At 70.3% G+C, this 26298-nt stretch carries 22 protein-coding genes; 15 read left to right on the forward strand and 7 right to left on the reverse strand.

Features of this window, described 5'->3' with window-relative positions; all coding sequences use genetic code 11:
* The first annotated feature begins 182 nt into the window (after nucleotides 1-182).
* From rpsM to truA, 5 genes are all read left to right on the forward strand, one after another.
* Nucleotides 183-563: a 30S ribosomal protein S13 gene (rpsM, locus tag AB0M18_RS01775; RefSeq protein WP_015035595.1), complete on the forward strand. Its 381-nt coding sequence runs from the start codon at nucleotides 183-185 to the stop codon at nucleotides 561-563.
* A gap of 66 nt (nucleotides 564-629) precedes the next feature.
* The gene (gene rpsK, locus AB0M18_RS01780) at nucleotides 630-1034 is read left to right on the forward strand and encodes a 30S ribosomal protein S11 (RefSeq protein ID WP_003956432.1); all 405 of its coding nucleotides are present in this window, start codon (nucleotides 630-632) and stop codon (nucleotides 1032-1034) included.
* A 129-nt stretch (nucleotides 1035-1163) separates the two neighbouring features.
* Nucleotides 1164-2186, forward strand: a complete 1023-nt coding sequence (locus AB0M18_RS01785) for a DNA-directed RNA polymerase subunit alpha (protein ID WP_265864056.1) — start codon at nucleotides 1164-1166, stop codon at nucleotides 2184-2186.
* Between the two features lie 135 nt (nucleotides 2187-2321).
* Entirely contained in the window at nucleotides 2322-2792 is a 471-nt protein-coding gene (gene rplQ, locus AB0M18_RS01790; protein ID WP_265864057.1) for a 50S ribosomal protein L17, read from the forward strand.
* Between the two features lie 80 nt (nucleotides 2793-2872).
* Complete coding sequence (truA, locus tag AB0M18_RS01795; RefSeq protein WP_365754608.1) at nucleotides 2873-3760, forward strand: tRNA pseudouridine(38-40) synthase TruA; 888 nt, start codon at nucleotides 2873-2875, stop codon at nucleotides 3758-3760.
* Between the two features lie 3 nt (nucleotides 3761-3763).
* Here truA and AB0M18_RS01800 read toward each other — a convergent pair whose 3' ends face one another.
* The gene (locus AB0M18_RS01800; RefSeq protein WP_365754610.1) at nucleotides 3764-4780 is read right to left on the reverse strand and encodes a hypothetical protein; all 1017 of its coding nucleotides are present in this window, start codon (nucleotides 4778-4780) and stop codon (nucleotides 3764-3766) included.
* A gap of 56 nt (nucleotides 4781-4836) precedes the next feature.
* Here AB0M18_RS01800 and AB0M18_RS01805 point away from each other — a divergent pair, with 56 nt between their 5' ends.
* The 4 genes from AB0M18_RS01805 to glmM all read left to right on the forward strand — a co-directional run bounded on the left by AB0M18_RS01805 (nucleotide 4837) and on the right by glmM (nucleotide 9507).
* Entirely contained in the window at nucleotides 4837-6459 is a 1623-nt protein-coding gene (locus AB0M18_RS01805; protein ID WP_365754612.1) for an ATP-binding cassette domain-containing protein, read from the forward strand.
* Between the two features lie 463 nt (nucleotides 6460-6922).
* Entirely contained in the window at nucleotides 6923-7366 is a 444-nt protein-coding gene (rplM, locus tag AB0M18_RS01810; protein WP_365337593.1) for a 50S ribosomal protein L13, read from the forward strand.
* A 44-nt stretch (nucleotides 7367-7410) separates the two neighbouring features.
* Nucleotides 7411-7923 carry a 30S ribosomal protein S9 gene (rpsI, locus tag AB0M18_RS01815; protein ID WP_265867485.1) on the forward strand — a complete coding sequence of 171 codons (513 nt, stop codon included), beginning with the start codon at nucleotides 7411-7413 and terminating at the stop codon, nucleotides 7921-7923.
* A 225-nt stretch (nucleotides 7924-8148) separates the two neighbouring features.
* The gene (gene glmM / locus AB0M18_RS01820; protein ID WP_365754614.1) at nucleotides 8149-9507 is read left to right on the forward strand and encodes a phosphoglucosamine mutase; all 1359 of its coding nucleotides are present in this window, start codon (nucleotides 8149-8151) and stop codon (nucleotides 9505-9507) included.
* 75 nt (nucleotides 9508-9582) lie between these two features.
* Here the strand turns inward: glmM and AB0M18_RS01825 are convergent, their stop codons facing one another.
* The 4 genes from AB0M18_RS01825 to AB0M18_RS01840 all read right to left on the reverse strand — a co-directional run bounded on the left by AB0M18_RS01825 (nucleotide 9583) and on the right by AB0M18_RS01840 (nucleotide 18756).
* A complete protein-coding gene (locus tag AB0M18_RS01825) occupies nucleotides 9583-10548 on the reverse strand; it encodes a DUF389 domain-containing protein (protein ID WP_365754616.1) in 966 nt (321 codons plus the stop codon).
* 18 nt (nucleotides 10549-10566) lie between these two features.
* The gene (gene coaA, locus AB0M18_RS01830) at nucleotides 10567-11559 is read right to left on the reverse strand and encodes a type I pantothenate kinase (protein WP_365755026.1); all 993 of its coding nucleotides are present in this window, start codon (nucleotides 11557-11559) and stop codon (nucleotides 10567-10569) included.
* 134 nt (nucleotides 11560-11693) lie between these two features.
* A complete protein-coding gene (locus AB0M18_RS01835; RefSeq protein ID WP_365754618.1) occupies nucleotides 11694-11972 on the reverse strand; it encodes a hypothetical protein in 279 nt (92 codons plus the stop codon).
* Between the two features lie 535 nt (nucleotides 11973-12507).
* Nucleotides 12508-18756 carry a DNRLRE domain-containing protein gene (locus tag AB0M18_RS01840; RefSeq protein ID WP_365754619.1) on the reverse strand — a complete coding sequence of 2083 codons (6249 nt, stop codon included), beginning with the start codon at nucleotides 18754-18756 and terminating at the stop codon, nucleotides 12508-12510.
* A 208-nt stretch (nucleotides 18757-18964) separates the two neighbouring features.
* Here AB0M18_RS01840 and AB0M18_RS01845 point away from each other — a divergent pair, with 208 nt between their 5' ends.
* A complete protein-coding gene (locus tag AB0M18_RS01845) occupies nucleotides 18965-19717 on the forward strand; it encodes a hypothetical protein (RefSeq protein ID WP_365754621.1) in 753 nt (250 codons plus the stop codon).
* Between the two features lie 71 nt (nucleotides 19718-19788).
* Here AB0M18_RS01845 and AB0M18_RS01850 read toward each other — a convergent pair whose 3' ends face one another.
* Nucleotides 19789-19986 (reverse strand): DUF397 domain-containing protein, encoded by a 198-nt coding sequence (locus tag AB0M18_RS01850; protein WP_365754623.1) that lies wholly within the window; start codon nucleotides 19984-19986, stop codon nucleotides 19789-19791.
* The gene (locus AB0M18_RS01855; protein WP_365754624.1) at nucleotides 19916-20716 is read right to left on the reverse strand and encodes a helix-turn-helix transcriptional regulator; all 801 of its coding nucleotides are present in this window, start codon (nucleotides 20714-20716) and stop codon (nucleotides 19916-19918) included. The genes AB0M18_RS01850 and AB0M18_RS01855 overlap by 71 nt, the downstream gene beginning before the upstream one ends.
* Before the next feature lie 207 nt (nucleotides 20717-20923).
* Here AB0M18_RS01855 and AB0M18_RS01860 point away from each other — a divergent pair, with 207 nt between their 5' ends.
* The 5 genes from AB0M18_RS01860 to alr all read left to right on the forward strand — a co-directional run bounded on the left by AB0M18_RS01860 (nucleotide 20924) and on the right by alr (nucleotide 26295).
* Nucleotides 20924-21223 carry a hypothetical protein gene (locus tag AB0M18_RS01860; RefSeq protein WP_365754626.1) on the forward strand — a complete coding sequence of 100 codons (300 nt, stop codon included), beginning with the start codon at nucleotides 20924-20926 and terminating at the stop codon, nucleotides 21221-21223.
* Nucleotides 21224-21360: 137 nt separating this feature from the next.
* A complete protein-coding gene (gene glmS, locus AB0M18_RS01865) occupies nucleotides 21361-23208 on the forward strand; it encodes a glutamine--fructose-6-phosphate transaminase (isomerizing) (RefSeq protein WP_365754628.1) in 1848 nt (615 codons plus the stop codon).
* A 16-nt stretch (nucleotides 23209-23224) separates the two neighbouring features.
* Entirely contained in the window at nucleotides 23225-23593 is a 369-nt protein-coding gene (locus AB0M18_RS01870) for a holo-ACP synthase (protein WP_365754630.1), read from the forward strand.
* Between the two features lie 4 nt (nucleotides 23594-23597).
* On the forward strand, nucleotides 23598-25055 hold the full coding sequence (locus AB0M18_RS01875; protein ID WP_365754632.1) for an NAD(P)H-hydrate dehydratase: 1458 nt from the start codon (nucleotides 23598-23600) through the stop codon (nucleotides 25053-25055).
* A gap of 91 nt (nucleotides 25056-25146) precedes the next feature.
* Nucleotides 25147-26295 carry an alanine racemase gene (gene alr, locus AB0M18_RS01880; protein WP_365754634.1) on the forward strand — a complete coding sequence of 383 codons (1149 nt, stop codon included), beginning with the start codon at nucleotides 25147-25149 and terminating at the stop codon, nucleotides 26293-26295.
* Nucleotides 26296-26298 lie beyond the last annotated feature (3 nt).

Below are 26298 nucleotides of genomic sequence, written 5' to 3' on the forward strand. Positions count from 1 at the left end.
CCGCAGATCTCGCGCGACGCATAGCAACACGTACATAAGCAGGGCCCGTCCGGCCGTGATGCACGGTTGACGACACCTCCGGCGGGGGCCGGGGACCCGGCTGTACCACTCTTCTGGAAACAGAGGGGTCGGCAGCCGGGAGCGGTTCTGCAGCAGACCCCCGAGAACACAGGAGCCATTGAATGGCACGCGTTTCCGGTGTTGACATCCCGCGCGAAAAGCGTGTGGTGGTCGCACTCACCTACGTCTTCGGTATCGGGCGTACCCGGTCCGAGGAGATCCTCGCCGCCACCGGCGTGAACCCGTCCACCCGTGTCCGCGACCTTGCCGAGGAAGACCTCGTCAAGATCCGCGAGTACGTGGACGCCAACCTCCAGACCGAGGGTGACCTCCGCCGCGAGATCGCCGCCGACATCCGCCGCAAGGTCGAGATCGGCTGCTACCAGGGTCTGCGCCACCGTCGTGGCCTGCCCGTCCGCGGCCAGCGCACCAGCACGAACGCTCGTACCCGCAAGGGCCCGCGTCGCGCCATCGCCGGTAAGAAGAAGCCGGGCAAGAAGTAGTCCTCAGCGGACGCTTGACCAAGCGGTCTTCGCTGTAGGACCGACCACCTCCCGTAGGAGTTATAGATGCCCCCCAAGGGTCGTCAGGGCGCTGCCAAGAAGGTGCGCCGCAAGGAAAAGAAGAACGTCGCTCACGGCCACGCGCACATCAAGAGCACGTTCAACAACACGATCGTCTCGATCACGGACCCGTCCGGCAACGTGATCTCCTGGGCCTCCGCCGGCCACGTCGGCTTCAAGGGCTCGCGCAAGTCCACCCCCTTCGCCGCGCAGATGGCCGCCGAGTCGGCCGCCCGCCGCGCGCAGGAGCACGGCATGCGCAAGGTCGACGTCTTCGTCAAGGGTCCCGGCTCCGGCCGTGAGACCGCGATCCGCTCCCTCCAGGCCACCGGCCTCGAGGTCGGCTCGATCCAGGACGTCACCCCCACCCCGCACAACGGCTGCCGTCCGCCGAAGCGCCGCCGCGTCTGACGCACGGTCGCTGACCTGGGCTTTCGGGCGGTGCGCCCCCCTTTCGGGGCGTACCGCCCGTACCCTTGCAGTACGCAGTACCCGTCGGACGTCAAATAGTGGGCGTCCACGACTGAAGGAATCACAGACATGCTTATCGCTCAGCGTCCTTCGCTGACCGAAGAGGTCGTCGACGAGTTCCGCTCCCGGTTCGTCATCGAGCCGCTGGAGCCGGGCTTCGGCTACACCCTCGGCAACTCGCTCCGCCGCACCCTCCTCTCGTCGATCCCCGGCGCTGCTGTCACCAGCATCCGCATCGACGGTGTCCTGCACGAGTTCACCACCGTGCCGGGCGTCAAGGAGGACGTCACCGACCTCATCCTGAACATCAAGCAGCTGGTCGTCTCCTCGGAGCACGACGAGCCGGTCGTGATGTACCTGCGCAAGCAGGGTCCGGGTGTCGTCACCGCCGCCGACATCGCGCCGCCGGCCGGTGTCGAGGTGCACAACCCCGACCTGGTCCTCGCCACGCTCAACGGCAAGGGCAAGCTGGAGATGGAGCTGACCGTCGAGCGCGGTCGCGGCTACGTCTCCGCCGTCCAGAACAAGCAGGTGGGCCAGGAGATCGGCCGTATCCCGGTCGACTCCATCTACAGCCCCGTGCTGAAGGTCACCTACAAGGTCGAGGCGACCCGAGTCGAGCAGCGCACCGACTTCGACAAGCTCATCGTCGACGTCGAGACCAAGCAGGCCATGCGCCCGCGCGACGCCATGGCGTCCGCAGGCAAGACCCTGGTCGAGCTGTTCGGTCTGGCCCGCGAGCTCAACATCGACGCCGAGGGCATCGACATGGGCCCGTCCCCGACGGACGCCGCCCTGGCCGCCGACCTGGCGCTGCCGATCGAGGAGCTGGAGCTCACCGTTCGGTCGTACAACTGCCTCAAGCGCGAGGGCATCCACTCCGTGGGTGAGCTCGTCGCCCGCTCCGAGGCCGACCTGCTCGACATCCGCAACTTCGGTGCGAAGTCGATCGACGAGGTCAAGGCGAAGCTGGCCGGCATGGGCCTGGCCCTCAAGGACAGCCCGCCCGGATTCGACCCGACCGCTGCCGCGGACGCGTTCGGCGCGGACGACGACGCGGATGCCGGGTTCGTCGAGACCGAGCAGTACTGAGAGCTCGGGCCTCACGGTCCGTACCTCCGGGACCCGCCCTTTCCGGGCGTGTCCCGGATCTCCGACAGGTAACCGCCTGCTCGGACACTGACTCCGGTACCTGACACGGCCGGGGCAGACCCAAGGAGAAACACCATGCCGCGTCCCACCAAGGGCGCCCGCCTCGGCGGCTCCGCCGCGCACGAGAAGCTGCTCCTCGCCAACCTGGCGAAGTCGCTCTTCGAGCACGGCCGCATCACGACGACCGAGGCCAAGGCCCGCCGCCTGCGTCCGGTCGCCGAGCGCCTGATCACCAAGGCGAAGAAGGGCGACATCCACAACCGTCGCCTGGTGCTGCAGACGATCACCGACAAGGGCGTCGTCCACACCCTCTTCACCGAGATCGCCCCGCGCTACTCGGAGCGTCCGGGTGGTTACACCCGTATCACCAAGATCGGCAACCGTCGTGGCGACAACGCCCCGATGGCCGTGATCGAGCTGGTCGAGGGCGAGATCGCCAAGAAGGCGACCGTTGCCGAGGCCGAGGCCGCCACCAAGCGCGCCGTCAAGGAGGCCGACGAGGCCGCCGCGGTCGAGGCGACCGAGGACGAGGCGAAGGACGCGTAAGCGTTCTGCCGACGTTTCTCGAGAGCGGGCCCGTACCCCTGGGGTGCGGGCCCGCTCCCGTGTGTCCGAGGCGTGTCCGTGTGTTTGAGAGGATTTACGGCGTGACCGACCAGCGTGATGACGTGCAGCCCGGGTTCGTACGCGTACGGCTCGACCTTTCGTACGACGGCAGGGACTTCTCCGGCTGGGCCAAGCAGGCCCGCGGGCAGCGGACCGTGCAGGGGGAGATCGAGGACGCGCTGAAGACCGTGACCCGGTCCTCGGAGACGTACGAGCTGACCGTCGCCGGCCGCACCGACGCCGGTGTGCACGCGCGCGGTCAGGTGGCGCACGTCGACCTGCCGGTCGCGCTGTGGGAGGAGCACCGCGAGAAGCTGCTCAGGCGGCTCGCCGGACGCCTCTCGCACGACGTGCGGATCTGGAGGGTCGAGGAGGCCCCCGCGGGCTTCAACGCGCGCTTCTCGGCGATCTGGCGCCGCTACGCCTACCGCGTCACCGACCACCCCGGCGGGGTCGACCCGCTGCTGCGCGGGCACGTGCTGTGGCACGACTGGACCCTCGACATGGACGCCATGAACGCCGCCGCCGAGCGGCTCGTCGGCGAGCACGACTTCGCCGCGTACTGCAAGAAGCGCGAGGGCGCGACGACCATCCGGACCCTGCAGGAGCTGCGCTGGGAGCGCCGCCCCGACGGGATCCTGGAGGCCACCGTCAAGGCCGACGCCTTCTGCCACAACATGGTGCGCTCGCTGGTCGGCGCGCTGCTCTTCGTCGGCGACGGGCACCGCCCGGTCGAGTGGCCGGGCAAGGTCCTGGCCGCCGGTGTGCGGGACTCTGCCGTGCACGTCGTACGGCCGCACGGCCTCACCCTGGAAGAGGTCGGCTACCCGGCCGACGACCAGCTCGCCGCCCGCAGCCGGGAGGCGCGCAACAAGCGGTCACTCCCGGGGAGCGCCGGCTGCTGCTGAGCGTCACTCCCCGGGCGCGCCGGCTGCTGCTGAGGCCTGGGTGCGCCCGCGGGCGTAGATCTGGTTGAAGGCGAAGGTGCCCAGGTCGTCGGAGGCCTTGAAGACGGCCTGGTCGGCCTGGGTGACCTTCTTGCCGCTGGTGAAGCCGGCGTAGGTGAAGTAGACGTATCGGCCGATGGAGTTGGTGCGGCGCAGACAGACCGTCTTGCCGTGGCAGAAGTCCTTCACGCCGGCGCCGGCCAGCGGGGCGATGTTGCCCTGGGCCTGGTTCTTGGCCTTCAGCGCGGCCGGTTCGGAGGGGAACACCGCGACGCCGACGGTGACCGCCACGCCGTCCTTGACGTAGGTGGCGCGCAGCATCCGCTGGCAGCCCTGTGCCTTCAGGACGGTGCCGAGGCCGTTCTCGGTGGGCGCCGCGCAGTTCGTGGTGGAGGACGTCGCGCCCTTGGCGTACACCCGGCCGCTCATGGTGAGCTTCTTGCCCGGGAAGAGGCCCTCGGGGGTCAGCGGGGCCGTGTCCTTCTTCGGGTCGGAGATGTAGTCCTTCGGGTTCGGCGGGGGCGGCGGGGCGACCGAGGAGAAGGTCGGGGCGGGGCTCGCGGTGTCCGTGGGGGCGGCCGAGCCGGTCGGTGTGACGCCGCCGCCGTTCTTCGCCTGCTCGTTGTCCTTGTTGGTGGACACGATCGCGGTGGCGACCACCGCGCCCACGGCGAGCGCGGCGACCGCGCCGCCGGCGACGACCAGCCAGCGCTTGCGCTTGTTGCGGGCGGCGGAGGCGTCCGCGAGGGCGCCCCAGTCGGGGGTGCCGGTGTCCTGCGCGCCGGGGAAGGGGTTCGGCTGCGCGGGCTGCTGCGGATAGCCGTAGCCCTGCCCGCCCTGGACCGGCTGCTGCGGGTATCCGTACCCAGGCTGCTGCGGGTACCCGTACCCAGGCTGCTGCGGGTACCCGTACCCGTAACCCTGCTGTCCGTGCTGCTGTCCCGGCTGCTCGCCGCCCGGCTGCGGTCCCCCAAAGCTCATGCCGCGCATCCTAAACCGGTTGGGTTCCCGGGCCGACGGCGGTGACAATGCCCCTCATGGGACACGTCGAAGCCGCGCATCTTGAGTACTACCTGCCCGACGGGAGGGTCCTCCTCGGGGACGCCTCCTTCCGGGTCGGCGAGGGCGCCGTCGTCGCCCTGGTCGGGGCCAACGGCGCCGGCAAGACGACGCTGCTCCGGCTGATCTCCGGGGAGCTCCAGCCGCACGGCGGCACGGTCACGGTCAGCGGCGGGCTCGGCGTGATGCCGCAGTTCGTGGGCTCCGTACGGGACGAGTCCACCGTCCGCGACCTGCTGGTCTCGGTGGCGCCGGCCCGGATCCGTACCGCCGCGAAGGCGGTGGACGAGGCCGAGCACCGGATCATGACGGTCGACGACGAGGCCGCGCAGATGGCGTACGCGCAGGCGCTCAGCGACTGGGCCGAGGTGCAGGGCTACGAGTTCGAGACCCTGTGGGACATCTGCACCATGGCCGCGATGGGCGTGCCGTACGACAAGGCGCAGTTCCGGCAGGTGCGCACGCTCAGCGGCGGCGAGCAGAAGCGTCTCGTCCTGGAGTACCTGCTGCGCGGCCACGACGAGGTGCTGCTGCTCGACGAGCCGGACAACTATCTGGACGTCCCGGGCAAGCGCTGGCTGGAGGAGCGGCTGCGGGAGACCCGCAAGACCGTGCTCTTCATCTCCCACGACCGCGAGCTGCTCGCCCGGGCCGCGCAGAAGATCGTGGCGGTGGAGCCCGGTCCGGCCGGTTCGGACGTATGGGTGCACGGCGGCGGCTTCGACACCTTCCACGACGCGCGGCGGGAGCGCTTCGCGCGCTTCGAGGAGCTGAAGCGGCGCTGGGAGGAGAAGCACGCGCAGCTGAAGAAGCTGGTGGTCAACCTGCGGCAGGCGGCCGCGGTCAGCCACGAGATGGCCTCGCGGTATGCGGCGGCGCAGACCCGCCTGCGGAAGTTCGAGGAGGCGGGCCCGCCGCCGGAGCCGCCGCGCGAGCAGGACATCCGGATGCGGCTGCGCGGCGGCCGCACCGGTGTGCGGGCCGTGACGGCGGAGAACCTGGAGCTGACGGGGCTGATGAAGCCCTTCTCCCTGGAGATCTTCTACGGGGAGCGGGTCGCCGTCCTCGGCTCGAACGGCTCCGGCAAGTCGCACTTCCTGCGGCTGCTCGCGGGCGACGCGTCGGTGGCCCACACGGGTCTGTGGAAGCTCGGCGCCCGGGTCGTCCCAGGCCACTTCGCCCAGACCCACGCCCACCCCGAGCTCCAGGGCCGTCCGCTCGTCGACATCCTGTGGACGGAGCACGCCAAGGACCGGGGCGCGGCGATGTCGATGCTGCGGCGGTACGAGCTGGAGCGCCAGGGCGACCAGCCCTTCGACAAGCTCTCCGGCGGCCAGCAGGCCCGCTTCCAGATCCTCCTCCTGGAGCTGGCGGGCACCACCGCCCTGCTCCTCGACGAGCCGACGGACAACCTGGACCTGGAGTCGGCGGAGGCCCTCCAGGACGGCCTGGAGTCCTACGAGGGCACGGTCCTGGCCGTCACCCACGACCGCTGGTTCGCGCGTTCCTTCGACCGGTACCTGGTCTTCGGCTCGGACGGGGTGGTGCGGGAGACGACTGAGCCGGTGTGGGACGAGCGGCGGGTCGAGCGGGCGCGGTGACCTCGGGCGGTCGGCGGGACCGGGTGGCCGGCCGGACCGGGCGGGAGCTCGCCGGCCGGCGGACGGAGTCCGGCGCAGCCCGCCGAAGCCGGGGAGGCCCCTTGGGGCCGAGCCGTGCGAGGGGGGCGTCAAGAGCGGGGCCGAGCGAGCCGGTGTGGGACGAGCAGGGGGTTCACCCAGCCCGCCAGGGCTAGGGGGAGGGTCGAGCGGGCGCGGTAGCGCGCGGGCCGGGCGCGGTGGGGGCGTCCAGCGCGTTTTGACCCGTCCGGGGTGGCGCGGGTACTGTTGCGGTTTGTTATGCGTATTGGCTTCGTCGTTCTCACGCGAGGGGCCCTTACGCAAGTTCCCTGGAGCAGTTACCAGTGGCTCGCATACGGGCGGCGTCCCGGCAGTGCAGGCCCCAGCTGCATGATCGCTTCAGGTGTGTCTGGACTCCATCCACTGAAGAAGCGAAGGCTACGAAGTGCGTACGTACAGCCCCAAGCCCGGCGATGTCACTCGCCAGTGGCACATCATCGACGCGCAGGACATCGTCCTGGGCCGTCTGGCGACCACGGCTGCGAACCTCCTGCGAGGCAAGCACAAGCCCGTCTACGCGCCCCACATGGACATGGGCGACTTCGTCATCATCATCAATGCTGACAAGGTCCACCTGTCGGGCAACAAGAAGACCCAGAAGATGGCCTACCGCCACTCCGGCTACCCGGGTGGTCTGCGCTCCGTCCGCTACGACGAGCTGCTGGACAAGAACCCCGAGAAGGCCGTCGAGAAGGCCATCAAGGGCATGATCCCCAAGAACTCCCTGGGCCGTCAGATGCTCTCGAAGCTGAAGGTCTACGCGGGCGAGAACCACCCGCACGCTGCCCAGCAGCCGGTTCCGTTCGAGATCACCCAGGTCGCGCAGTAGTTCCGGCCACACCCCCTAAGAACGAAAGAAATCTGAGGAGCATCGTGGCCGAGACCACCCCCGAGACCCCCGTCGACGAGTTCGAGGGCGTCGAGGAGTACACCACCGAGACCGAGATCGTCGAGGGTGACTACACCTCCGAGTCCCTCGCGTCCCGCTTCGGCGACCCGCAGCCGGCTGCCGGCCTGGGCCGTCGCAAGAACGCCATCGCCCGCGTCCGGATCGTCCCGGGCACCGGCAAGTGGAAGATCAACGGGCGCACGCTCGACAACTACTTCCCGAACAAGGTGCACCAGCAGGAAGTCAACGAGCCCTTCAAGGTGCTCGAGCTCGACAACCGCTACGACGTCATCGCCCGCATCTCGGGTGGCGGCGTCTCCGGTCAGGCCGGCGCCCTGCGCCTCGGCGTGGCCCGCGCCCTGAACGAGGCGGACGTCGAGAACAACCGCCCGGCGCTGAAGAAGGCCGGCTTCCTCTCCCGCGACGACCGTGCGGTCGAGCGCAAGAAGGCCGGTCTCAAGAAGGCCCGCAAGGCCCCGCAGTACAGCAAGCGCTAATCGCCTGCTCGGTCTGCTTGGCTCGGACGCCCCGGCGGCACTGCCCGTGCTGCCGGGGCGTCCGGCTTTTCCGGGCCCTGGTTTCATAATCCTTGGCACCTGCCCGGGGCACATGCCCGGGCACCACCCTGACGAAAACCGGACTGACACCGGATGGCTACCGGCCAAAAGCGGGCACCAGCCGGTCAGGGGATCGCATTTTCGGAGCACTTTCGGAGGACAGCTGTGGGACGACTCTTCGGCACGGACGGGGTACGCGGCGTGGCCAACGCCGACCTGACGGCGGAGCTGGCGCTCGGCCTGTCGGTCGCGGCCGCGCACGTGCTCGCCGAGGCGGGCACCTTTGAGGGCCACCGGCCGACCGCCGTGGTGGGGCGCGACCCGCGCGCCTCGGGAGAGTTCCTGGAGGCCGCCGTCGTGGCCGGCCTGGCGAGCGCGGGCGTCGACGTGCTGCGCGTCGGCGTGCTGCCCACCCCGGCCGTGGCGTACCTCACCGGCGTGCTCGGCGCCGACCTCGGCGTGATGCTGTCCGCCTCCCACAACGCCATGCCCGACAACGGCGTCAAGTTCTTCGCCCGCGGCGGCCACAAGCTCGCCGACGAGCTGGAGGACCGCATCGAGTCCGTCTACGAGGAGCACCGCACCGGCGCCCCCTGGACCCGTCCCACCGGTGCAGGCGTCGGCCGGATCCGCGACTACGACGAGGGCTTCGACAAGTACGTCGCCCACCTCATCGCCGTACTGCCCAACCGCCTCGACGGACTGAAGATCGTCCTCGACGAGGCGCACGGCGCCGCCGCCCGCGTCTCGCCCGAGGCCTTCTCCCGGGCCGGGGCCACCGTCGTCACCATCGGCGCCGAGCCGGACGGCCTCAACATCAACGACGGCTGCGGCTCCACCCACCTCGGCCTGCTCAAGGCCGCCGTGGTCGAACACGGCGCCGACTTCGGCATCGCCCACGACGGCGACGCCGACCGCTGCCTGGCCGTGGACCACACCGGCGCCGAGGTCGACGGCGACCAGATCCTCGCGATCCTCGCCCTCGCCATGCGCGAGGCCGGCACCCTGCGCGGCGACACCGTCGTCGGCACCGTCATGTCCAACCTCGGCTTCAAGCTGGCGATGGAGCGCGAGGGCCTGTCTCTCGTGCAGACCGCGGTCGGCGACCGCTACGTCCTGGAGTCGATGAAGGAGCACGGCTACGCCCTCGGCGGCGAGCAGTCCGGCCACGTCATCGTCCTCGACCACGCCACCACCGGCGACGGCACCCTCACCGGCCTGATGCTCGCGGCCCGCGTCGCCGCCACCGGCCGTTCGCTCGCCGACCTGGCCGGCGTCATGGAGCGCCTCCCGCAGGTCCTCGTCAACGTGCCGAACGTCGACAAGAGCCGGGTGAACACCTCCGCCGAGCTCGGCCACGCCGTCGCCGAGGCCGAGCGCGAGCTCGGCACCACCGGCCGCGTGCTGCTCCGCCCCTCCGGCACCGAGCCGCTGGTCCGGGTCATGGTCGAGGCCGCGGACATCGAGCAGGCCCGCTCGGTCGCGGGCCGGCTCGCCGACGTCGTGAAGTCCGCGCTCGGCTAGGTCAGGTGACGCACCGACGGAAGTCTCCGTAGGCGTTTCCGACGGCCCCCGCTTCGGTGGGGGCCGTCGGCGTTCTCAGCCTTTGCCGTTACGGGGGCTGCGCGGGTGACGGGTCCAGTGACCGCGCTGCGTGCGCCACAGCAGCACCTGCCCGAACAGCGTGAGCGTGCCGGCCGCGATGATGCCGGTCAGGTTGAGCAGCAACTGCTCGATGGAGCCCCACATCTGCGCGTACTGCCCATAGCTCAGCGCCACGGCGGCGTTCGCCCCGGCCGGGACCGTCGTCACCGAGATCGCGACCCCGATCAGCGCCCCCGACTTCGTCGAGGTGAGCGAGAGCGTGCCGGCCGCGCCCGCGAGCAGCGCGACGACGAACGAGAACGGGTCCGGCTTCCAGATGAAGCTGGTGTTGGCGCGCGGCGCGTCCAGCTGCTCCACGCTGAACAGGCCGAGCGCGTCCATCCCCAGACTGAAGACGGTGGTCGCGACGATCGCCGCGGCGAAGCCGACGATCAGCGCGTACGAGGAGCGGAGCACCAGCTTCGGGGCGCGCCGCACGATCCCCGTACAGATGCCGGCGAGCGGGCCGAACTCCGGGCCGACCGCCATCGCGCCCACGATCAGGATCGCGTTGTCGAGGACCACACCGCAGGCCGCGATCATCGTCGCCAGGATCATGAAGGCGCTGTAGGTGATGGTGAGCGTCGACTCCTCGTGGGTGGCGTCGGTCAACTGCTCCCAGATGACGGCGTCGGCGGCCTCGCCGGGCGCCTCCTCCTCGGCGGCGGTCGCCCGGCTCGACAGCGACAGGTCGATGTTCTCGACGGCGATGGAGCCGTCCTGATCGATGTTCAGCTCGCGCAGACCGTGCAGGAGTTCCTGCCCCGCCTCGCGGGCCACGTCGCACAGCACGAGGTCCCCGGCCGGGTCGCGGGCCGCGCCCGGCAGCACCACCAGGTGGGTGGTGCCGACGGTCCGCTCGATGAGCCCGACTGCCGAATCCGTACGGTCCGGCGGCACGATCAGTCGCAGGTGCAGCATCCCCCGAGCTTACGGAGCTCAGAGCTTGCGCAGCGAAAGGCGCTGCACCTTGTGGTCCGGGCCCTTGCGGACGACGAGGGTCGCCCGGCCGCGGGTCGGGGCCACGTTCTCCAGGAGGTTGACCTTGTTGACGGTCCGCCACATGGTGCGCGCGTACTCCAGGGCCTCCTCCTCGGAGACCTGGGTCCAGCGCCGGAAGTACGAGGACGGGTCCTGGAAGGCGGTCTCGCGCAGCTTGCGGAAGCGGTTGAGGTACCAGCCCTCGATGTCCTCGGCGCGGGCGTCCACGTACACCGAGAAGTCGAAGTAGTCGGCCAGACCCACCCGGGTCCGCCCGTCCTTGCCGGGCAGGGCCGGCTGGAGGACGTTGAGGCCCTCGACGATGAGGATGTCGGGGCGGCGCACCACGAGCTTCTCGTCCGGCACCCGGTCGTAGATGAGGTGCGAGTAGACGGGCGCGGTGACCTCCTCCTTGCCCGCCTTCACGTCGGCGACGAAGCGGGTCAGGGCACGCCGGTCGTACGACTCGGGGAAGCCCTTGCGGGACATCAGCCCGCGCGCCTTCAGCTCCTCCATCGGGTAGAGGAAGCCGTCGGTGGTGATCCGCTCCACCCGCGGGTGCTCGGGCCAGCGCGCGAGCAGTGCCTGGAGGAGCCGGGCCACGGTCGACTTCCCGACGGCCACGGAACCGGCCACCCCTATGACGAAGGGCGTGCCGCGCTGCTCGGCCTTCTCGCCGAGGAAGGTGTTGAGCGCCCCGCGCAGCCCGCTGGTGGCCTGCACGTACAGGTTGAGCAGCCGCGACAGCGGCAGATAGACGTCCCGCACCTCGTCGAGGTCGATGACGTCACCGAGCCCCTGCAGCCGCTCGACCTCGTCGGCGGTGAGCGGCAGCGGTGTCTTGTCGCGCAGTGCGCTCCACTCGGCCCGTGTGAGGTCGACGTACGGCGTCGGCTCGGCGACACGGCGCGAGCCGCTACCCGTGCCGTTGCTTCGTGGCGGCGAAGTGATCACCGTGCCATTGTCGTGGCTCGGGCACGGTCGTGGGGGACCGGGAGGCCGTGGGGTGGGTCACGTGGCGTGGCGCGGGCCGCGTGGTGGCGGGAGAAGCGTCACCCTGCACCCCGCAGACCACCTCATGACGACTATTGCCTCCAACGCCAGATGTTCGTCAGAGCCAAGCCGCATCCCATGAGCAACGCGACGAGGATGATAAGTGGTGCCCCCAGATAGACAATGCCGCCGGAGAGAGCAACATATCCCACCGGCATCAAGAATTTGAACCAGGGCTCATTGCGATGCCGAAGCGCATCCCACAGGAAGAATCCGAAGAGCGCAATAAGACCTGCAAAGACTTCAACAGGCATGCTGTTGGGTATTGCCTCTAACTCCTTCACGGGGCTCGAACAGTGGATGGCGGGCATTTGCCCACCACCCACTTTCCTCACTTCAAGCCGAAGGGTGGGGGATGGAGTCACCCGCTACCAGCCGAGAAGCCCCACGGCAATGTGACGCCCTGGCGGTTGTCGGTCCCAGCACGTCGGCGGGCAGTCTCCGCTTGCGACCCGGCGTCCACTTGTTCGCATTCAGCTCCGTCGCGAGCCTTCGGTCGGGCGGTGCGCCTTTACGGAGCCGAATCCTGAGAGCCGTCTCGTTTGCGATTCCGGCGGTCGTGAAGGTCATCCACGGTCCAGAACGTGAATGCCGCAAAGAGTACGGAATACAGCAGCGTTGGCACCACAGACGGGCCATCGTCTCCGAAAATCTGCCTCAAAAGCAGTTGGAGGACCGAGGCGGCACATCCAGCCGATAGCCCCCACGAGGGGCCCTTCCACTTCTTAGGAATATTCATTCATCCAGCTCTTCTTCTTCGACGTTTGGCGGATGTGGGGTGGGCCTCGTCATGACCCACCCCACATGATGCCGCTTAAGGGTGGCGCTTAACTACCGCCTGTCGCCCTATCTCCACCACCGCCCCTTCCTGATGGCCCTCCACTTGCCACGAGCCAAGTTCCATGCGTTCTTGGCGTGCCCCCAGCCCTCTGTGACTCCGAAGAGTCCTCCGGCTGCAGCCCAGGCGCATCCCCATTTGCTGCCGTTGCTGGCAATGCACCCCTGTCGCCGGGACCAATTCTTGGTGTGACGCCAGAGGCCTCGCACCCCTCCCCGCTTATAGAACCGCCAGGCGGCCCTGCCATAGTGCCAAGCACGCTTTCCGACGCGGTAGCCCTTATAGACTCTTCCCACTACTCCGATATACGGGCACCACGAAAGGCAGACCGATGAAACTGAGTACAGGAAACTGACCGTATTGTTCGTCTTCGTGCAGGTATCATTGAAGGGGTTCCAGCAGCGCTTTCCGTCAAGGTCGAAATTATTGACGGGGTCACCGTGAGCGTATTCGTAGGAGTTTGCACTCCCCCCGTAGACGGGGTCCGCAGAGAGGAACCGACCTGCGTCCGGTGCGTACAGGCGGACGCCCATGAGTGTGAGGCCGGTAAGGGTCTCGCTGGAGCGTTGCTTGGCGCCGAGCCAGTTGTAGCGGACGGCTGGCTGGCCCGTGCGGGGGTTGCCGTATTCATCGTTGTCCAGGACCAGGGGGGCGTCGGCGGTGTCCAGTGGGAGCTGGAGTGAGACGTCGCCATGAATATTGGTCAGTTGGAGGATGGTGTCCCCGGACGCTGTGGTGGTGGCTCCCAAATCCCCGGAGGCGGACTCGACGTTACGGGTGACCGTGCCGTCAATGGTGTCCTCGGTGATCCAGCGGGGGTTGTCGCTGTCCGCGTCGTAGTGGTTGACCTTGGCTGCGGTCTGGGCCCAGGTGCCGCTGGTGTTCTCTTCGACCGTCCAGGAGCGGCGGCGCTGGGCGGCGTCGAGCTGCCAGGTCTGACGCTGAGTGCCGCTGGTCTGCTGGTGGACCAGGTCGTTGGCGTAGTAGCCGATCTGGCTGCCGGGCAGGGCGGTGGTGCGGCCGAAGGCGTCGTAGACGTAGCCGGTGTCGATGAGCCGGTCGGCGCTGTCGTACGTGTAGCTGGTGGCGGTTCCTCCGGTGGTCGGGCAGGCCGCGCCGGCGGCGCCTTCCGCGGTGGTCAGGCTCGTGCGGTTGGTCCGCTTGTCGAACCCGTACGTTCGGCGGGTGCAGATGTCGCCGATGGTGTCGTCGACGGTGGTCAGGCGGCCGGTGGCGTCGTAGGTGTAGTCCTGGGCGGACCAGCCGGCGTGCTTGGTGACCTGGCCGTGGACGGATTCCTCGACGGTGTCGGAGTAGACGACCTGGCCGTCGCTGTCTCGGGTGTAGACCCGGGACGTGGCCGCGCCGGTGGTGTCCTCGGTGGTGGTGAGGGTGTAGCCGCCGGGGATCTTCTCGGTGGCGACGGAGCCCTCGGCGTCGTAGGTGGCGGCGAAGGTTCCGGCGACCGAGTCCGTGGTGGCGGTTGCCAGGCCACGGGGCTCGAGGGCGGTGTCGTAGGTGTAGGTGATGGTCGACGGGGCGTTGTCGGTGGTCTTGACCGGCCGGTTCAGCAGGTCGTACTCGGTCCGCGTGATGCCGCCATCGGCGTCGGTGTAGGCGACCTGACGGCCGAGCTTGTCGAACTCCTTCGTGATGGTGCCGCCGGTCGGCGAGATCGCCTTGACGGCCTGGCCGGTGGCCGGGTCGTACTCGGTGGTGGTCTCCGGGACGGCCTGGCCGAGTCCGCCGGTGAGGGCGGTCTTGGTGGGGCGGCCGGCGCCGTCGTAGGTGTTGGTGGTGGTGCGGGTGACGCCGTTCGCGGTCTCGGTGATCGTGGTCGGGTTGCCCCACCAGTCGTACTCGGTGGTCGTGGTCGGCAGCTGGGACGGGTTCGTACCGCCGCCGGTGATGGCGCCGGCCGCGGCGGTGGAGCAGACCTGGTCGGCCCACTCCGGGCGACCCTGGCAGGTTCCGGTGCCGGTCGCGGACCAGTAGGTGGTCACGCGAGTTCCGGCGTCGGTGCCGGTGGCGTCGGGCAGGAGCTGCTTGGTAACGCGGCCCTGGTCGTCGTACTCGGTGGTCTCGGTGATCGCGAGACCGGCCGGGTCCTTGATCGTCTTGACCGGCAGCCCCTTGGCCCAGTCATAAACGGTCTGGGTGACGCGCGCGTCGGTCATGGCCGTGGAACCCAGTACCTGGGCACCCGAAGTGACCTTGGTGACCTGGTTCTCGACCTTGGCGGTGCCGTCGGTCGGGCGGCCGACGTCGTACTCGTTGACCGTCCAGGAACGCGCCACCGTCGACGTGCCGCCGCCGGTCGGAGTGATCCGCCGCAGCGGGCCGAACTCCTCCAGTTCCCGGATGCCCTTGGAGTCGTACACCGACGTCGTGGACAGCAGGTCGGCGCGGTCCTGGCTGGACAGGCCGAGGATGCCGAGGTCGGTCAGCGTGGCCTGGTCGGCCGGGGTCCCGCCCAGAGCGAGGGCGCGGTTGCCGGCGGACAGCTCACGGACCGTGTTGCCGAACCGGTCGTACTCGGCGGTGGTGACGTTCCCACCAGGGTCGACCGTGTTCACCTGACGCCCGGAGGCGTCGGCGTACGTGATCGACGCACGACGGTAGTCACCCGCGTTGAGCTGGGAACCGTCGTTCGAGGCCGGGACCTGGTCGGCCGGGAACACGGCGGTCGCGTCGGTCGGGGCGTCGGTCTGGCCCCACACCTGCACGTCCGAGGTGCCCAGCTGGTACGGGGCGGCGCTCCCGGTCAGCGGCACGTCGTAGACGATGCTGGTCGACGCGGTGCCGGACGCGACGTCCTTGGTGCCCTGCTGCAGACCAGAACGGTTGGCCTTCAGGAGCATGCCGTCACCTGCGGTGGCCGCGTTTCCCGCCCTGCCGTAGACGAACGACCACGGCAGCTCTCCGGCCGGGGTCAGCTGCGTGACCCGGCCCGTGCTGTCGTACGCGTACTGCGTCTTGAGCGACGGAGTGATCAGCGGGTTCCACGTCTCGCGCAGACGGCCCGAGGCGTCGTAGGCGTAGCTCTGCATCGTCTTGGCGGTCGCGGCGGCGGCACCCGGCTCGGTGGACCAGGCACGGACCTCCTTCACCTGTCCGGCGAAGTCGCCGAAGACGGTGTCGGTGCTCGTGGTGGCGATGGCGTAGACGAACTCCAGTGCGCGGCAGCCCTTCGTGGACGGGGTCGCCGTGCACGTGGACGCCGAGGCGGCCGACGTCGGAGCAATGATCCGCTTCGGGCGGGCCAGCTTCTTGCCGTCCACCGTCACAGTCTCGGAGATCACCGTGGTCGTGGACTGCGTGAGTCCGTCCAGGGTGCTGGAGGCGACCTGCCACGAGGTGGACGCCGCATCCGGCTTCGTGAAGACCGTGACCGTGCCCTCGGTGTCCCTCAGCGTGAACGACCCGGTCAGCGAACCGGTCAGCGTCAGGTCCTCCGAGCCCGGCTCCGGCTTCCAGCCGCCGGTGTAGGTGGCGGTGAAACCGAGCTCCTCGCCCTCGGCGTCGACCAGTGCGACCGACGTGGCGGAGGTCTTCTTCAGGTAGGCCCAGTCCGACTCGGTGATCTCCGCAGTCGTGCCGGAGGTCCACTGCGGACCGAAGATCGCCGCCTGACCGTCCTGCTTCACGCCCGCGTCCGGCCGCCGCGAGGACGCCGTACGCGAGACCGACAGGCCGAACAGCGACGCGTCGGTGGCCGACAGCGTGTAGTCACCGGTGAGCAGGTTCACCGAACCCGGGCCGGCCCCCTCCGACGGAGCTGTGCCCGCGTTGCGGTCCACGGTGATCTCGTTGACCGGCGAGAACACGGATGTGCTGCCGTCGGTGAAAGTGGCGCGGACCTCGATCGAGCCGTCCTCGGCAAGGGTGTCGGTGACGTTCCACGTCAGCCCGGCCGGCTTGCCGTTCGACACCGCGACCGGCCAGCCGGAGATCGTGTCAGAGCCCTGCCGGACGTCGGCTACCGGCACGTCCTTCCACGCGTCCGTCTCGCCACGGCGGTACTGGTAGCTCACGCCGGTGTACGAGGTCAGGCCCTCGGACGACAGCGCGACGCGGCGGGCCGGGCGCTCGCCCTGGCCCGGGGTCAGCAGCGCCGCTCCGGAGCCTGCGTAGAAGACGTGGGTGCTCTCGGCAGAGGCGTTGCCCGCCGGATCCACGGTCCGCGCGGTGACCGTGTGCTTGCCCGCCGGGAACGACAGCGTCTTGCTCACCGCGGAGCCGGTGGTAGCGGCCGCCGTCCAGGTGCCGGAGTCCAGCTTGTACTCCACCGACGCCACATCGCTCGTGGGCGGGGTGAAGGTGAACGAGCCGGAGAAGTTGCCGTTCGCGTCCGGGGCGCCGGACCAGGTGTTGGCCGGGAAGTCACCTGAGGACACAGCAGTCGCGGCCGGCTTCGCGGTGTCGACGGTGAAGTAGTAGTCCGGGAGCCAGTTCGACCAGGCACTGCCGTCGCTCGCACGGCCCGAGAAGTGGTAGGTGCGGCCGTTGACCAGCTTGCCCGCAGGGGCCGTGTGGGACACGGTGCTTCCGACCGGGTTCCACGTGCCGGTGTCGTAGGCCTCCAGGTTGGTGGCGCCGTCCCACAGCTCGAACTTGTACCGAAGGAGGTTGGTCTCCTTGTCGCTGAGGGCATAGCTCAGCACCGGCGTGGTTGAGGTGACCCAGTTCTTGCCCGCTGCCGTGCGGCCCGGCGTGGCGGTCCTCGGGTCGCCGACGGTCGGGATCGTGTTGTACGACACCGACAGGTACGGCATGTTCGTGCCGGCGTTGCCGGAGTTGAACCGCTTCCACGAATACGGGTCGGTCTCGGTCGTGGCCCGGATGCCCAGGGTGTTCGTGCTGTTGCCGTTGGCCGCCCAGGCTGTCGCCAGGGACTTGATGTTCTGGCTCACCCAGCCGTCAGAACACGAGGACGAGTAGCCCTTCGTGGCCGTCGACGTCGCCCACCTGTTGTACCAGCCCGGCTGCGCGGTCCAGCGAGTGCTGGTGGTGGCCAGGCCCGTGTCCCAGACCTCCCAGCTGCTCGCCGTGCACGACCAGGAGTGGAACTCCCACAGGCTCAGCTTTGCGTCCAGGATCTGCTTGCCCGCGATCTTGGCCATCGGGAAGCTCAGGAACGAACGCGCTGTCTGGCCCGAGCCGTTGTTGCCCAGCTTCAGCTCCGTCGAGGACGACATGTCCGTCGTGTAGCCCTGCTGGACGAACGTGTCGAAGCTCGAGCCGATGGCCACCGCTGGGTCCACCGTCACCGGGAACTGCGTCTCGGCGGCGGCCAGGAACGAGGCATCCGGGGTCAGTGTGATGTCGACCTGGTCGGCGTTCTGCGTCACCTTCAGGCCGACGTCTGCACGGTGCGTGTGCTCCCCGGAGTTCGGGTCGACGTAGGCGTCCCACATCACCGGCGCCGGCAGCATGCCGACCTGCTTGCCCGACTCGGTGTCCAGGAACGTGACCGAGCGGTCGGCGTTCGCGCGGGCGCTGATGCCCTTGGCGTTCAGCGTCAGCGTCACCGACCCGTTCGCCTCGATGGCGGAACGATTCTTCAGCTCCAGGAACTGCTCGAACCCGGTACGGGTCGACTCGACGAGCAGGTCCGTGCCCGTCATGACGTCGGCGTACCGCGCGGTCGTCCCCGACAGAGCCGGCTCCGGCAGCACACCACGCCACGACAGGCCGAGTTCTCTGCCGTCGCCGGCGTCCAGCGCCACCAGCGGAACCGGCTTCGTCCCCGCCTCACCGGCTTCACCGGAAGCCTCGACCGCCGCGGCCTCGGCAGCCGGGGTCTTCCCGGCGAGCTCCAGCCCCAGGGGATGCGACTTGGCCTCGACCGTGCCGTCCACGGTCTTCGCCAGGTCGACGTCGATATCCCGCCACTTGTCCGTGGCCTCATCACGGAATCGAACCGGCCCCGCAGCCGCGTCCAGAGTCACCGTGCCGTCCGGGTTCGCCCACGTCGTGGTCGACTCCGTCCGCTCCGACAACGCCTCCACACGCTTGCCCGACAGCCGAGCTGCGACCTGTGCAGACGGCAGATCAGCAGCCTCCGTGGCATATGGCGCAGCAGTGTCGACGGCGGGAAGCTGTGACGGCAGAGCAACCGCCTGCCCCGTGGACTCCACCACGACGGCCGCCTCGACGGCCAACACACCTGCCACAGCCAAGGCGACTCGGGACAAGGTGCGGCGGCCAAGCCACCTTCCCCCCACCCGCTTTGGTGGCGATATACGGACATTCATGATCAGAAGACCCTCCCCTTTATCAGCCGCTTATGCGACTAGCGGAGGATCCTATTCACCTTGTGTTGATCTTGTGAACGTGCCCCGTGGCCCGGGCCGGGTCCTTGAGGGGTTGCGATCGAGTACCGGTTGGTAATTCGGTGATCAGCGGGCGGCTCCGGTGCATAGGCTGCTCGCAGATTCACGTCTGAGCAGAGAGTGTCGAACCATGACCGTCACCGTCCTTCGCCAAACCGCCACCGTCGCCGCGGTCGCCACCCTCGCGCTCGCCCTCACCGCCTGTGGCGGCGAGGAGAAGAAGACCGAGGACACCGGCAAGGCGGACGCCTCCGCATCCGCCGCGGCAAAGCCCGACGTGACGGCGCTGCCGGCGGCGGACCTGGAGAAGCTGCTGGTCACGCAGGCGGACCTCAAGGGCTACAAGGTGCAGCCGGCCAAGCCCGGGGAGCACGTCATGGCCGGGGACGTCAGCGCCGACAAGGCCGTGTGCGAGCCGCTGGCCGAGGCCCTCTCCTGGGCCGCGCCCGGCACGCCCGGCGCCAGCGCCACCGTCAAGACGGTCTCCGTCCCGGACCAGAAGAAGGGTTCCTTCGAGGGCGCCCTCGGCGCTCTCGCCGCGCCCGTGACCTCCGTGACCCTCGGCTCCTACGCCGGCGAGGGCGCCCGGCAGGCTCTCGCGTCCCTGAAGGCGGCGGGCACCGAGTGCGCCGGTGGCTTCACCATCCACGGCGGCGGTGTGGCCACCAAGGTCACCAAGGTGCAGCCGGACAGCGTGACCGCCGGCGACGAGGCCCTGGCCTGGACCGTCGTCCGCGACATGGAGGGCGAGCCCTTCATCACCAAGCTCGCCGTGCTCCGCAAGGGCAACAACCTCGCCGGCTTCGCCACGCTGAGCATCAGCGGCGAGGTCGAGGAGCAGCCGAAGACCGTCATCGACGCCCAGGCCGCCAAGCTGCACTGAGGCCCGTCAGCAGGAACGCCGAAGGGGCGCGCTGTCGGCTGCGCGCCCCTTCGGGTTGCTCCGTGGGACAGCTAGTTCTTCAGGTCCGTCACGAACGCCGACCAGGCCGACGCCCGGAAGACCAGGGCCGGGCCGTCAGTCGCCTTCGAGTCGCGGACCGGGACGACACCGGGGAAGTCGTCGGAGACCTCCACGCAGTCACCGTTGCTCGCTCCGCTGTACCGGGACTTCCGCCAAGCTGCGGTGTCCAACTCGTGCTTGCTGATCATGTTTCTCGTGCTCCTCCGCGGCTTTTTCCAGAAGGGCGAGCGAGGCCTCGACCGGCAGAGCTTCGCTCAGCGCAAGATCGTAGGAAGTCTGGCAGGCGTCGACCACTGCCGGATCGTCCAGGACTCGACCTGTGTGCAGGCCTTCAACGTAGGCGATCGGGGGCGCGTCGGAGAACCGCATGAGGTGAACCATGCTCTCCATCAAGGCGTGTGCGCCGTGATCGAAGGGAAGTACGTGCACACGTATCCGCCGCGACCGCCCGAGGTCCGCGATGCGGCGGAGCTGGGCCGCCATCACCGCGCCGCTTCCGACACGGCGCCGCAGGACGTTCTCGTCCAGCAGCACCCAGACTTCGGGTGACGTGGAGTCGTTGAGAACCTTCGATCGTTCGATGCGGTTACGGACCCGCCGCTCTACATCCTCGTCTGTAGGGTTCGCGGCCCCTGCGAGAAAGACCGCTCGCGCGTACTCCGGCGTCTGGAGCAGACCCGGCACGAGCGTGGACGCGAACAGCCGCAGTGACACCGCGAGCGTTTCCAGTTCGGCCGCCGCCGCGAAGTGGTCGGCGAACCGCCCCTCTTCGAGAGACGTCCGCCATCTGGTGAAGAACTCATCCGTGCCCAAGATCTCATCGATCCGGATGCAGTCCTCAACCCGCGGCCGCCGCCGCCCGGACTCGAAGTGCCCGACCATCTGTGCCGACATCACCAGCCGCTCCCCGAAGGTCACCTGGGTGAAGCCCGCGGCTTCCCTGCGCCGGGCCGGTTCCTTGCGAAGAACTCCTGAGGCGACAGTCCGCCGCCACCCTCCGCGTCAGCCATGGCCAACGCTCCTTCCTGCAACCACTATTGGAGAGTCAAGCCCTCTGGAACGGTAGCGCCGGCCGGTCGAAGGTGTAGGCGGAACGCAAGACGACCACACCTCGGAGGCAATCAAATGGCGACGCCCCCGCTCCGCTTCACCCCGGCCCTGGGATGGCGGTTCGACCGGATCCCGGGAACCCGTGGACGAATGATGTGGATCCTGGGAGAGGACGCGGACCGGCTGGCACTACCGCTGCACGGCCGCTTCGACGGGCAGCACAAGGGCGACGGCACCCTGTGGATGACCGGCGCGGACGCCGAGAAGCTGCACGCCGACCTGTGCCACGCACTGGCCGAGCGCGACGCCATCGGTTCGGGCAGCCGCCCCCTGCCGCCGCCCTGCTGTGAGCCCACCCGGCCGCGCCTCCGGTGACCGCGTACCCGCGATCGGATATCGCCGGGCGACACCGGGGACACTGCAGGGGGATGGCGCGCGCCGTAAAGTACGGTCCACCCGGTACATGCGGCTGGCTTCCTCGGGATGGCCCCTGAGCTGGGAGGATCCAAACAGTGTGCGGAATCGTGGGTTACGTCGGCGGGCAGTCGGCGCTCGAAGTGGTGATCGCAGGGCTCAAGCGGCTCGAATACCGCGGCTACGACTCGGCCGGGGTCGCCGTGCTCTCCGACGGAGGGCTGGCCGCCGCCAAGAAGGCCGGGAAGCTCGTCAACCTGGAGAAGGAGCTGGTGGACCGGCCGCTGGCGAGCGGCTCCACCGGCATCGGACACACCCGGTGGGCCACCCACGGCGGCCCCACGGACGCCAACGCGCATCCGCACCTCGACAACGCGGGGCGGGTGGCCGTCGTCCACAACGGCATCATCGAGAACTTCGCCGCCCTCCGCGCGGAGCTGGCGGAGCGGGGCCACGACCTGGCGTCCGAGACGGACACCGAGGTCGTGGCCCATCTGCTCGCCGAGGAGTTCTCCTCCGTCGGGGACCTCGCCGAGGCCATGCGGCTGGTCTGCCGGCGGCTCGACGGCGCCTTCACGCTGGTCGCCGTGCACGCCGACCAGCCCGACGTCGTCGTCGGCGCGCGCCGCAACTCCCCGCTGGTCGTCGGTGTCGGCGAGGGCGAGAACTTCCTCGCCTCCGACGTCTCCGCCTTCATCGCCCACACCCGCTCCGCCATCGAACTCGGCCAGGACCAGGTCGTGGAGCTCACCCGTGAGGGCGTCACCGTCACCGACTTCGACGGCGCCCCCGCCGACGTGCGCGCCTTCCCCGTCGACTGGGACGCGTCCGCCGCCGAGAAGGGCGGCTACGCCTCCTTCATGCTCAAGGAGATCGCCGAGCAGCCCAAGGCGGTCGCCGACACCCTCCTCGGCCGGATCGGGGCCGACGGGCGCCTCCGGCTCGACGAGGTGCGCATCCCCGACGCCGTGCTCCGCGAGGCCGACAAGATCGTCATCATCGCGTGCGGCACCGCCTTCCACGCCGGACTCATCGCCAAGTACGCGATCGAGCACTGGACCCGCATCCCCTGCGAGGTCGAGCTCGCCAGCGAGTTCCGTTACCGGGACCCGATCCTCGGGCAGCGCACCCTCGTCATCGCCATCTCCCAGTCCGGCGAGACCATGGACACCCTGATGGCGCTGCGGCACGCCCGCGAGCAGGGCGCCAAGGTGCTCGCCGTCTGCAACACCAACGGGTCGACGATCCCCCGCGAGTCGGACGCCGTGCTGTACACGCACGCCGGCCCCGAGGTCGCCGTCGCGTCCACCAAGGCCTTCCTCACCCAGCTCGTCGCCTGCTACCTCCTCGCGCTCTACCTCGGGCAGGTCCGCGGCACCAAGTGGGGCGACGAGATCCACGCCGTCGTCCGCGAGCTCGGACGGATCGCCGACGAGGTCGAGCGGGTCCTGGAGACCATGGAGCCGGTGCGCGCGCTCGCCCGCTCCCTCGCCGGCAAGGACACCGTCCTCTTCCTCGGCCGGCACGTCGGCTACCCCGTGGCCCTCGAAGGCGCGCTGAAGCTCAAGGAACTCGCGTACATGCACGCCGAGGGCTTCGCCGCCGGCGAGCTCAAGCACGGCCCGATCGCCCTCATCGAGGAGGACCTGCCGGTCGTCGTGGTCGTCCCCTCGCCACGCGGCCGGTCCGTCCTCCACGACAAGATCGTCTCCAACATCCAGGAGATCCGGGCCCGGGGCGCGCGGACGATCGTGATCGCGGAGGAGGGCGACGAGGCGGTCGTCCCGTACGCCGACCACCTCATCCGGATCCCCGCGACGCCTACGCTGCTCCAGCCGCTGGTCTCCACCGTGCCGCTCCAGGTCTTCGCCTGCGAACTGGCCACGGCGCGGGGCAACGAGGTCGACCAGCCGCGCAATCTGGCCAAGTCCGTGACCGTGGAGTGAGTGAGGTAGTGGGCACATGATCATCGGGGTGGGGATCGACGTGGCGGAGATCGACCGGTTCGCCGCGTCGCTCGACCGCACACCGGGGCTGCTCGGGCGCCTCTTCGTCGAGGGTGAGCTGCTGCTCCCCAGCGGCGAGCGGCGCGGCCCGGCCTCCCTCGCGGTGCGGTTCGCCGCGAAGGAGGCCCTGGCCAAGGCGCTCGGCGCGCCGGGGAACCTGCACTGGACGGACGCCGAGGTGTACGTCGAGGACAGCGGGCAGCCGCGCCTGCGGGTACGCGGCACCGTCGCCGCCCGGGCCGCCGAACTCGGCGTCCGGCATTGGCACGTGTCCCTCAGCCACGACGCGGGAGTGGCGTCGGCCGTGGTGATCGCGGAGGGTTGATCCCATGCGTACCGCTTACCGCGTGGAGACCGTACGGGCCGCCGAGGCCGAACTGATGGCCCGGCTGCCGGAGGGCACGCTGATGCAGCGGGCCGCGGCCGGACTCGCCGCCGCCTGCTGCTCGCTGCTCGGCAAGGGACGGGTGTACGGGGCGCGGGTCGTCCTGCTCGTCGGCAGCGGCGACAACGGGGGCGACGCCCTGTACGCGGGCGCCCGGCTCGCGCGGCGCGGCGCCGGGGTGACGGCGGTGCTGCTCGGCGCGCGGGCGCACGAGGGCGGGCTCGCGGCGCTGCGGCGGGCCGGGGGACGGGTGGTCGGCGCGCACGACGACCCTTACGACGCGCTGGCCGCCGCCGACCTGGTGATGGACGGCATCACCGGCATCGGCGGGCAGGGCGGGCTGCGGCCCGACGCCGTGCCCGTCGCCCGCGCCGCGCGCGGCTCCGACGCGGTCGTGGTGGCCGTCGACCTGCCGAGCGGTGTGGACGCCGACACGGGTGAGGTCGCGGGGGAGGCGCTGCGCGCGGACGCGACGATCACCTTCGGCACGTACAAGCCGGGGCTGCTCGTCGATCCGGCCCGGGAGTACGCGGGCGCGCTGCGGCTCGTCGACATCGGGCTCGGCGCCACCCTGCCGTCCGTGCCCGACCTGGAGGCGCTCCAGCACGAGGACGTGGCCCGGCGGCTGCCGGTGCCGGGCGCGGAGTCCGACAAGTACCGGAGGGGCGTCGTCGGCATCGTCGCCGGTTCCGCCCGCTACCCCGGCGCCGCGGTCCTCGCCGTCTCCGGCGCGCTGCGGGGCGGGGCGGGGGCCGTGCGGTACGTCGGGCCCGCGGGCGACGCGGTCATCGCGGCGCACCCCGAGACCCTGATCCACTCCGGACCGCCGGAGCAGGCGGGCCGGGTCCAGGCCTGGGTCGCCGGTCCCGGGCTCGGCGAGGGCCCCGGTGTGGCCGTCGCGCTCGCCCAGATCCTGGCCACCGACGTCCCGGTCCTGATCGACGCGGACGGCCTGCGCGCCCTGACCCCGGCGGCGGTACGGGGCCGGTCCGCGCCCACCCTCCTCACCCCGCACGCGGGCGAGGCGGCGGCGCTCCTCGGCGTCCCCCGCGAGGAGGTCGAGGCGGGCCGGTTGTCGGCGGTCCGCGAACTGGCGACCCGGTACGGTGCGACGGTGCTCCTGAAGGGCTCGACGACCCTGGTCTGCGGACCGGGCGCCACGGGCCCGGTCCGGGTCAACCCGACGGGCACCTCCTGGCTCGCCACGGCCGGCAGCGGCGACGTCCTGTCGGGCCTCGCCGGCGCCCTGCTCGCGTCGGGCCTGCCGCCCCTGGACGCGCTGTCGGTGGGGGCGTACCTCCACGGCCTGGCGGCCCGCCGGGCGTCGGGGAGCGGGTCGCCGGTCGCGGCGAGCGATGTGGCGGAGGGGCTGGCGGGGGCGTGGCGGGACGTGGTGGGCTGAGGGGCCGCCCGCACGGCGGCACCGCCCCGCGTGACCCGCGCCGCAGCGGGGCAGCGCAGCCCCGCGGCCCGCACCTGAGAGACTGGGCCCGATGACTCAGACACCGCCGCCCCGCCGAGCCCGCGCCGAGATCGACCTCGGGGCGCTGCGTGCGAACGTCCGCACGCTGCGCGCCCGTGTCGCGCCCCATGTCCAGGTGATGGGCGTGGTCAAGGCCGACGCGTACGGGCACGGGGCCGTGCGCTGCGCCCGGGCCGCGCTCGACGCGGGGGCGACGTGGCTGGGGACGGCCACGCCGCAGGAGGCGCTGGCGCTGCGGGCGGCGGGGCTGACCGAGGCGCGGATCATGTGCTGGCTGTGGACGCCGGGCGACCCGTGGGCCCAGGGCATCGAGGCCGGGCTCGACATGTCGGTCAGCGGGATGTGGGCGCTGCGCGAGGTGACGGAGGCCGCGCAGGCGGTCGGGCGCCCCGCCCGGATCCAGCTCAAGGCGGACACCGGCCTCGGGCGCAACGGCTGCCAGCCCGCCGACTGGCCCGAGCTCGTCGGCGAGGCCCTGAAGGCCCAGGCGCAGGGGCTCGTGCGGATCACCGGCCTGTGGTCGCACTTCGCCTGCGCCGACGAGCCGGGGCACCCCTCCATCCCCGCCCAGCTGGACGTCTTCCGCACGATGCTCGACCACGCCGAGAAGGCCGGAGTCGAGCCCGAGGTGCGGCACATCGCCAACTCGCCCGCCACCCTCACGCTCCCCGAGGCGCACTTCGACCTCGTCCGGCCCGGCATCGCCATGTACGGCGTGTCGCCCGACCCGGCCCTCGGCACCTCCGCCGAGCTCGGCCTGCGCCCGGTGATGTCGCTGAAGGCGAGCGTCGCCCTGGTGAAGCGGGTGCCGGGCGGGCACGGCGTCTCGTACGGGCACCACTACGTCACCCCGGACGAGACCACCCTCGGTCTGATCCCGCTGGGGTACGCGGACGGCGTCCCCCGGCACGCCTCCGGCCGCGGCCCGGTCCTGGTCGGCGACCGGGTCCGGACGGTGGCCGGGCGGGTGGCCATGGACCAGTTCGTGGTCGACCTCGGCGGCGACGCGCCCGAGCCCGGCACCGAGGCCGTGCTGTTCGGGCCCGGCGACCGGGGCGAGCCGACGGCCCAGGACTGGGCGGAGGCCGCCGACACCATCGCGTACGAGATCGTCACCCGGATCGGCGCGCGCGTCCCGCGCGTCTACATGGGGGAGTGAGAG

Origin of the sequence: Streptomyces sp. NPDC051909, assembly GCF_040681095.1 — a bacterium.
GTDB lineage: Bacteria > Actinomycetota > Actinomycetes > Streptomycetales > Streptomycetaceae > Streptomyces.

Bases quoted from the DNA above. Each gene is read 5' to 3' on its own strand.
- rpsM (WP_015035595.1), top strand. From the start codon at position 183: ATGGCACGCGTTTCCGGTGTTGACATCCCGCGCGAAAAGCGTGTGGTG.
- rpsK (WP_003956432.1), top strand. From the start codon at position 630: ATGCCCCCCAAGGGTCGTCAGGGCGCTGCCAAGAAGGTGCGCCGCAAG.
- AB0M18_RS01785 (WP_265864056.1), top strand. From the start codon at position 1,164: ATGCTTATCGCTCAGCGTCCTTCGCTGACCGAAGAGGTCGTCGACGAG.
- rplQ (WP_265864057.1), top strand. From the start codon at position 2,322: ATGCCGCGTCCCACCAAGGGCGCCCGCCTCGGCGGCTCCGCCGCGCAC.
- AB0M18_RS01800 (WP_365754610.1), bottom strand. From the start codon at position 4,780: ATGAGCTTTGGGGGACCGCAGCCGGGCGGCGAGCAGCCGGGACAGCAG.
- AB0M18_RS01805 (WP_365754612.1), top strand. From the start codon at position 4,837: ATGGGACACGTCGAAGCCGCGCATCTTGAGTACTACCTGCCCGACGGG.
- AB0M18_RS01825 (WP_365754616.1), bottom strand. From the start codon at position 10,548: ATGCTGCACCTGCGACTGATCGTGCCGCCGGACCGTACGGATTCGGCA.
- AB0M18_RS01835 (WP_365754618.1), bottom strand. From the start codon at position 11,972: ATGCCCGCCATCCACTGTTCGAGCCCCGTGAAGGAGTTAGAGGCAATA.
- AB0M18_RS01840 (WP_365754619.1), bottom strand. From the start codon at position 18,756: ATGAATGTCCGTATATCGCCACCAAAGCGGGTGGGGGGAAGGTGGCTT.
- AB0M18_RS01845 (WP_365754621.1), top strand. From the start codon at position 18,965: ATGACCGTCACCGTCCTTCGCCAAACCGCCACCGTCGCCGCGGTCGCC.
- AB0M18_RS01850 (WP_365754623.1), bottom strand. From the start codon at position 19,986: ATGATCAGCAAGCACGAGTTGGACACCGCAGCTTGGCGGAAGTCCCGG.
- AB0M18_RS01860 (WP_365754626.1), top strand. From the start codon at position 20,924: ATGGCGACGCCCCCGCTCCGCTTCACCCCGGCCCTGGGATGGCGGTTC.
- AB0M18_RS01870 (WP_365754630.1), top strand. From the start codon at position 23,225: ATGATCATCGGGGTGGGGATCGACGTGGCGGAGATCGACCGGTTCGCC.
- AB0M18_RS01875 (WP_365754632.1), top strand. From the start codon at position 23,598: ATGCGTACCGCTTACCGCGTGGAGACCGTACGGGCCGCCGAGGCCGAA.
- alr (WP_365754634.1), top strand. From the start codon at position 25,147: ATGACTCAGACACCGCCGCCCCGCCGAGCCCGCGCCGAGATCGACCTC.